The organism is Streptomyces sp. NPDC057438 (genome assembly GCF_042802995.1).
In the GTDB taxonomy this organism is placed as follows: Bacteria; Actinomycetota; Actinomycetes; order Streptomycetales; family Streptomycetaceae; genus Streptomyces.
Genome location: NZ_JBHVDD010000029.1, coordinates 87,415 through 93,414 on the forward strand (window position 1 = coordinate 87,415; position 6,000 = coordinate 93,414).

Below are 6,000 nucleotides of genomic sequence, written 5' to 3' on the forward strand. Positions count from 1 at the left end.
GTTCACTGCGGGCCGTGTTTCTCCGGGGTGGCGGGGCTGGGGTCCAGGTGTTGGGTGCGCAGGAGGAGCCAGGCTGTGGCTGCCGTGGCCAGGAGTACGGCCGCGCCTGCGGCTGCGGCGATGGTCAGGCCGTCGACGAAGGCTTCCTGGGCCGATGTGAGCATCTGCTGGGCCGCGTTCGGGGGCATGTGCGCCGCCGCCTCCACCGCTCCGCCCAGTGACTCGTGGGCCTCGGCCGGAGTGCCGGGCGGGGCCGTGAAGTCGCGGTAGACGCCCGTCACGATCGAGCCCAGGACCGCGATACCGAGGGCGGCGCCCAGCTCGTACGCCGTCTCCGAGACGGCCGAGGCCGCGCCCGCCTGTTCCTTGGGGACGCTGGAGAGGATGACGTCGGCGGTGACGGTGAAGGACAGACCCGCGCCGATGCCGACGATCAGCAGTGCCGCACCGATCAGGGGGTAGCCGGTGGTGCGGTCGACCAGCGTGAGCAGGGCGAGGGCCACGCCGATGGCCGCGAGGCCGCCCGCGACCACGGAACGGACCGAGAAGCGGCGTGCGGCGGTTCCGGCGATCAGGCCCGCGGCCACCGCGCCGACGGCCGCCGGCAGTTCGGCGAGCCCCGCCTCCAGCGGCCCCCGTCCCTGGACGAGTTGCAGGAACTGCGAGAGGAAGAAGACCAGGCCGGACAGGCCGAGAATGGTCAGCAGGTCGGCGAGGACCGCTCCGGAGAAGCCCCGGCTGCGGAACAGGCGCATGTCCAGCAGCGGGTGCGGCAGTGTCAGCTGACGGCGTACGAAGAAGAACAGTCCGGCGAGGCCGAGCAGGCCCGCGGCGAGCACGTTGCCGTCGATGCCGTGGGAGGCGGTCTCCTTCACCGCGTACACGACACCGATCATGCCGACCAGTGACAGGCCGACGCTGAGCATGTCCCAGGGGCCCGGGCTCGGGTGGCGGGACTCGGGAAGCAGCTTGATGCCGACGAGGACGAGGACGGCCATCACCGGCAGGTTGATCAGGAAGACCGAACCCCACCAGAAGTGCTCCAGCAGGAACCCGCCGACGACCGGCCCGACCGCCGTGCCGGCGGAGGCCGTGGCGCCCCAGACGCCGATGGCGAGGCTGCGCTCACGCGGGTCGTGGAAGAGGTTGCGGATCAGGGCGAGGGTGGCGGGCATCAGGGTGGCGCCCGCGACACCGAGCAGGGCCCGCGCGACGATCAGCATCTCGGGCGAGGTCGCATAGGCGTTGAGCACGGATATCACGCCGAACGCCGTGGCCCCGACGAGCAGCAGCTTCTTGCGGCCGATGCGGTCGCCGAGGCTGCCGGCGGACACGAGCAGGCCCGCGATGACGAACGAGTAGACGTCACCGATCCACAGGAGCTGGTTGCCCGACGGCTGCAGATCCTCACTGATGTAGGGGGTCGCGAGACCGAGGACGGTGGCGTCGACGGCCACCAGCAGCACGGCGAGCACGAGGACGGAGAGCGCGAGCCAGCGGCCCGGCCTCTTCTCCGCCTCCGTCGCGCCGGCCGGCCGCAGGGTGCTGGTCATGATTCCTCTCTCGGTTGTGCGGGATGACGCAGAGCGCCGCCGAGCAGGAGCTCGGTGGTCATGTAGGTGAAGTCCTTGGCGGCCACACGGCCGTCCGCGACCGCCCAGGCCCCGGAGGCCAGCAGGCCGTAGAGCGCCTCGGTGAGCCAGGCCGGGGTGAGGTCGATGCGGAACTCGCCCGCTGCCTGGCCGCGGGTGAAGAGGGCCGCGATGCGGTCGTCGATCCGGGACCAGCCCTCGTGCTGCCCCTCTCCCTCGAACAGCTGTGCCTCGGTGTAGAGGAAGGCGAGGAGGGCCGCGGCCGGTTCGATCTCCCGCACGAGTCGCCGTACGGCCTCGCGCGGGGAGCCCTCGGCGGGACGGGCCGCGTCCAGCGCGGCCTCGCACTCCGCGATACCGAGCGCCTCCAGCGCCCGTACGAGCGCTTCGCGCCCCGCGAAGTGGCGGTGCAGCGTGGCCCTGCTGATCCCGGCGGCCTTCGCGACCTCGTCCATCGTCGCGCTGGACTTGCGGGTCAGCAGGGCGGCTGCGCTGCGCAGCACGTGTTCACGATCGACGGTCATGAGACAACCATAACCCATATGAGACATTCATGTCTCACGGCGGGCATGGGTGTCTCATGGTGATGGAGTCAGACGTCTCATGACAATGGGGTCGAGGGTCGTGGTCACCGCAAGGACAGCTGCCGTGGTGGGTACCAGGGCAGCCGTCCGTGGTCAGTGGCGGAACAGCCGTCCGCGGTCAGTGCCAGGGCAGCTGTCCGCGCTTCTCCCAGTAGGTCCGCGGGTCCTCGGCCAGACCGGCGAGGGCGGCCAGCTGCTCGTCGTCGAGGTCGACGACCGCCGCGTGCAGATTGGAGGCGAGCTGGTGGGTGGTGGCGGCGCCGGAGAGGACGACACCGGCCCACGGCTGCCGCAGGACCACCGCCAGGGCGACCGCGTCGCAGCCGAGCCCCGTCTGTTCGGCGACGGCACGGAGCGCGTCCGGGGCGTGCGGGCCGGCCAGCCGGCCGTTCGCCATGCCCTCCTTGACGATCACGGTGACCCCGGCGTCGTGCGCCTCGGCGAGCGCGGGCGCGGCGGAGGTCTCCAGCGCGTTGTACGTCGACTGGACGGTGCGGAACAGGGGTTCGCCGTCCACGGTCACCGCGAGGGCGGTGCGGACGGCCTCCGCCTGGGCCGGGCCGCTCGTGGAGAAGCCGATGGTGACGCCCTGGGCGGCGGCTTCCGCCAGCCGGGAGTGGAGTTCCTTGTCGGTGAGGGCCGGGCTGTCCGGGGTCACCGAGTGGATCTGGTAGAGGTCCAGCCGGTCGCCGAGGAGTTCGGTGCTCTCGGCGCGCTGCCGCTCGTACGTCCGGAGGCTGTGGTCCTTGACCTCGTGCTGCTCGGCGTCGGTGGTCCAGCCGGCGGTGTAGGTGTAGCCCCACTTGCTGCCGACGACGATGTCGTCGAGGCCCGGGCGGGCCGTCAGCCAGTCGGCGAGGAACTCCTCCGAGCGGCCGTAGGAGCGAGCCGCGTCGAAGTAGCGGACGCCCTGGGCGTAGGCGGCGTCGAGGAGTTCGTGGGTGCGGGCGCGGAGGGCCTCGACGGTGCGGGTCCGTCCGAGGTCGGCGTCGCGGCCGAGGGTGATGTAGCCGGGGCGGGCGACCGCGGCGAGACCGAAACCGATGTGGCAGGTGGGGGTGGTGGCTGCGGCCAGTCGGGCGAAGGGCATCGCGGGCTCCGTTCGGTCGGCTCCTGGAGGCTCCGACCAACCTAACTCGCGATGACCTTCGTTGTGCGGGCGCGGGGGGCTCCGGGTGTTTTCCCGCCCTCGCCGCCCCTACCCGTCCCTCCCCCACTCTCGGCTTCGCTCCGAGCGGGAGGTGCCCCCATCCAGGGGCCGCGCCCCTTCGACCCTCAGCCGCGCTCCGCGCGGAGTGGGTGGGTACGCGCGCGTCCGGTGGGGGTTCTCGCGCAGTTCCCCGCGCCCCTTACGGGGCGCTCCTCCTCGGCCCCACGCCTCCCCGTCTCAGCCCTTCTTCGCGGTCGCCCACGCGTGCTGCGCCGCCACGTCCTGCTTGATGTCCGCCAGCTGGACCGCCACCGCGCTCGGGGCCGTGCCGCCGCGGCCGTTGCGGGAGGCTAGGGCGCCGGGGACGTTGAGGACCGTGCGGACCTCGGGGGTCAGGTGGGCCGAGATCTTGGCGAACTGGTCGTCCGTCAGGTCGTTCAGCTCCTTGTTCTCGGACTCGGCGACCTTGACGCACTCACCGGCGACCTCGTGGGCGACGCGGAAGGGGACACCCTGCTTGACGAGCCATTCGGCGATGTCGGTGGCGAGGGAGAAGCCGGCCGGGGCCAGTTCCTCCATGCGCTCCCGGTGGACGGTGAGCGTGGCCATCATGCCGGTGAAGGCGGGGAGCAGGACCTCCAGCTGGTCGATGGAGTCGAAGACCGGCTCCTTGTCCTCCTGGAGGTCGCGGTTGTAGGCCAGCGGCAGGGCCTTCAGCGTCGCCATCAGTCCCGTCAGATTGCCGATCAGGCGGCCGGACTTGCCCCGGGCCAGCTCGGCGATGTCCGGGTTCTTCTTCTGCGGCATGATCGACGAGCCCGTCGAGAAGGCGTCGTGGAGGGTCACGAAGGAGAACTCCTTCGTGTTCCAGATGATGACCTCCTCCGCGATCCGGGAGAGGTTCACGCCGATCATCGCGGTGATGAAGGCGAACTCGGCGACGAAGTCACGGGAGGCCGTGCCGTCGATGGAGTTCGCGGAGCTGCCGTGCTCGAAGCCCAGGTCCTTCGCCACCGCCTCCGGGTCCAGGCCGAGGCTGCTGCCTGCGAGGGCGCCCGAGCCGTACGGGGAGACGGCCGTGCGCTCGTCCCACTGACGCAGCCGCTCCGCGTCCCGGGAGAGGGACTGGACGTGGGCGAGGACGTGGTGGGCGAACAGGACGGGCTGGGCGTGCTGGAGGTGCGTCCGGCCGGGCATCGCCACGTCCGGGTGGGCCTCCGCCAGACCGATCAGCGCCTCCTGCAGCTCGGCGATCAGGCCGCCGACCGTACGGGCGTGGTCGCGCAGGTACATCCGGAAGAGGGTCGCGACCTGGTCGTTCCGGGACCGGCCGGCGCGCAGCTTGCCGCCCAGGTCGGGGCCCAGGCGCTCCAGGAGGCCGCGCTCCAGGGCGGTGTGCACGTCCTCGTCGGCGACCGTGCCGACGAACTCGCCCGAGGCCACGTCCGCTTCGAGCCGGTCCAGTCCCGCGATCATCCGGGTCAGCTCGTCCTCGGTGAGCAGACCCGCCTTGTGCAGCACACGCGCGTGGGCGCGGGAGCCCGCGATGTCGTACGGGGCCAGGCGCCAGTCGAAGTGGACCGACGCGGACAGCTTCGCCAGGGCCTCCGCGGGACCGTCGGCGAAACGGGCGCCCCAGAGCCGTACGTCACCGCTGTTGCTGCTCACTCGCGTTGCTCCTCGATCTCCGCGCACTGCACTGCTCGCTGTCATGCATGAGTATGCAGAACTCTGCATGAATCGTCAATCTGAGAGAACTTTGGGAGATGCGGAGAAAGCTTTGAACAAATGAAACCGCTTGCTCGTAACTCTCACCGAACGCAGGCGCCGCGTTAGTTCACACCGACCACACCCGACTCGAGTGAGGCATCCGCATGTCCAGGGCTCTTCCGAAGTACAACAAGCGTCGCGTAGGGATCATCGGCGGCGCCGCCGCGGTCGTGCTCTCCGGAGCGGTCATCGCGGGTTCCGCTCTCGCCGGTGAGGGTGCCAACAACGACGGTCAGGACGCTGCCGCTTCCCCGGGCACCATCTCGTGCCCGGCGGTCGAGGGCAGCCTCCCGGCGATCCCCGCCTCCGCCCAGGCCGAGGTCGACCGCAACCTCGCCCAGTTGCAGACCCAGATCCAGGAGGCCAACAAGCGCCTCGTCGACACGGTCGGCCAGGGCGGTGCGAACTTCGTCCAGAACGCCATCCTCGGCCCGCTGGAGGACAAGCGCGTCGCCGCGCTGAACCGCATCGAGACCGCCATCGGCCGCGCCGCCGCCAAGCCCGAGGGCCTGGAGAAGCTCGCCCCCTGCCAGCTCGACCAGGGCGGCGCCGCGGGCGCCGGCGACCAGGCGGGAGCCCGGGCCGGAGCGGACGCCGGGGCCGGAGCGGGCGAGGGCGCCGCCGACGCGGGCAACGCGGGCGGTCCCGGCACGATCTCGTGCCCGGCGGTCGAGGGCAGCCTCCCGGCGATCCCGGCCTCCGCGCAGGCCGAGGTCGACCGCAACCTCGCCCTCCTCGACACCCAGATCCAGGAAGCCAACCAGCGCCTGATCGACACCGTCGGCCAGGGCGGTGCGAACTTCGTCAACAACGCCATCCTCGGCCCGCTGGAGGACAAGCGCGTCGCCGCGCTGAACCGCATCGAGACCGCCATCGGCCGCGCCGCCGCCAAGCCCGAGGGCCT

The 6,000-nt window shown here is 71.4% G+C and carries 4 protein-coding genes and 1 pseudogene; 1 reads left to right on the top strand and 4 read right to left on the bottom strand.

Features of this window, described 5'->3' with window-relative positions; genetic code table 11:
* Positions 1-2: 2 nt before the first annotated feature.
* The 4 genes from ACFU5F_RS18485 to argH all read right to left on the bottom strand — a co-directional run bounded on the left by ACFU5F_RS18485 (position 3) and on the right by argH (position 4,994).
* Positions 3-1,553, bottom strand: coding sequence for an MFS transporter (locus ACFU5F_RS18485; protein WP_383888073.1), 1,551 nt, complete (start codon positions 1,551-1,553; stop codon positions 3-5).
* The gene (locus ACFU5F_RS18490; protein ID WP_383888075.1) at positions 1,550-2,116 is read right to left on the bottom strand and encodes a TetR/AcrR family transcriptional regulator; all 567 of its coding nucleotides are present in this window, start codon (positions 2,114-2,116) and stop codon (positions 1,550-1,552) included. Before ACFU5F_RS18490 ends, ACFU5F_RS18485 begins: the two co-directional genes overlap by 4 nt.
* Positions 2,117-2,294: 178 nt before the next feature.
* Positions 2,295-3,266, bottom strand: a complete 972-nt coding sequence (locus ACFU5F_RS18495) for an aldo/keto reductase (RefSeq protein WP_383888077.1) — start codon at positions 3,264-3,266, stop codon at positions 2,295-2,297.
* A gap of 297 nt (positions 3,267-3,563) precedes the next feature.
* Positions 3,564-4,994, bottom strand: coding sequence for an argininosuccinate lyase (gene argH / locus ACFU5F_RS18500; RefSeq protein ID WP_383888079.1), 1,431 nt, complete (start codon positions 4,992-4,994; stop codon positions 3,564-3,566).
* A 206-nt stretch (positions 4,995-5,200) separates the two neighbouring features.
* On the opposite strand from argH, the pseudogene ACFU5F_RS18505 reads away from it, so the two are divergent.
* A pseudogene (locus ACFU5F_RS18505) lies at positions 5,201-6,000 on the top strand (hypothetical protein); the annotation flags it as partial.

Bases quoted from the DNA above. Each gene is read 5' to 3' on its own strand.
- ACFU5F_RS18485 (WP_383888073.1), bottom strand. From the start codon at position 1,553: ATGACCAGCACCCTGCGGCCGGCCGGCGCGACGGAGGCGGAGAAGAGG.
- ACFU5F_RS18490 (WP_383888075.1), bottom strand. From the start codon at position 2,116: ATGACCGTCGATCGTGAACACGTGCTGCGCAGCGCAGCCGCCCTGCTG.
- ACFU5F_RS18495 (WP_383888077.1), bottom strand. From the start codon at position 3,266: ATGCCCTTCGCCCGACTGGCCGCAGCCACCACCCCCACCTGCCACATC.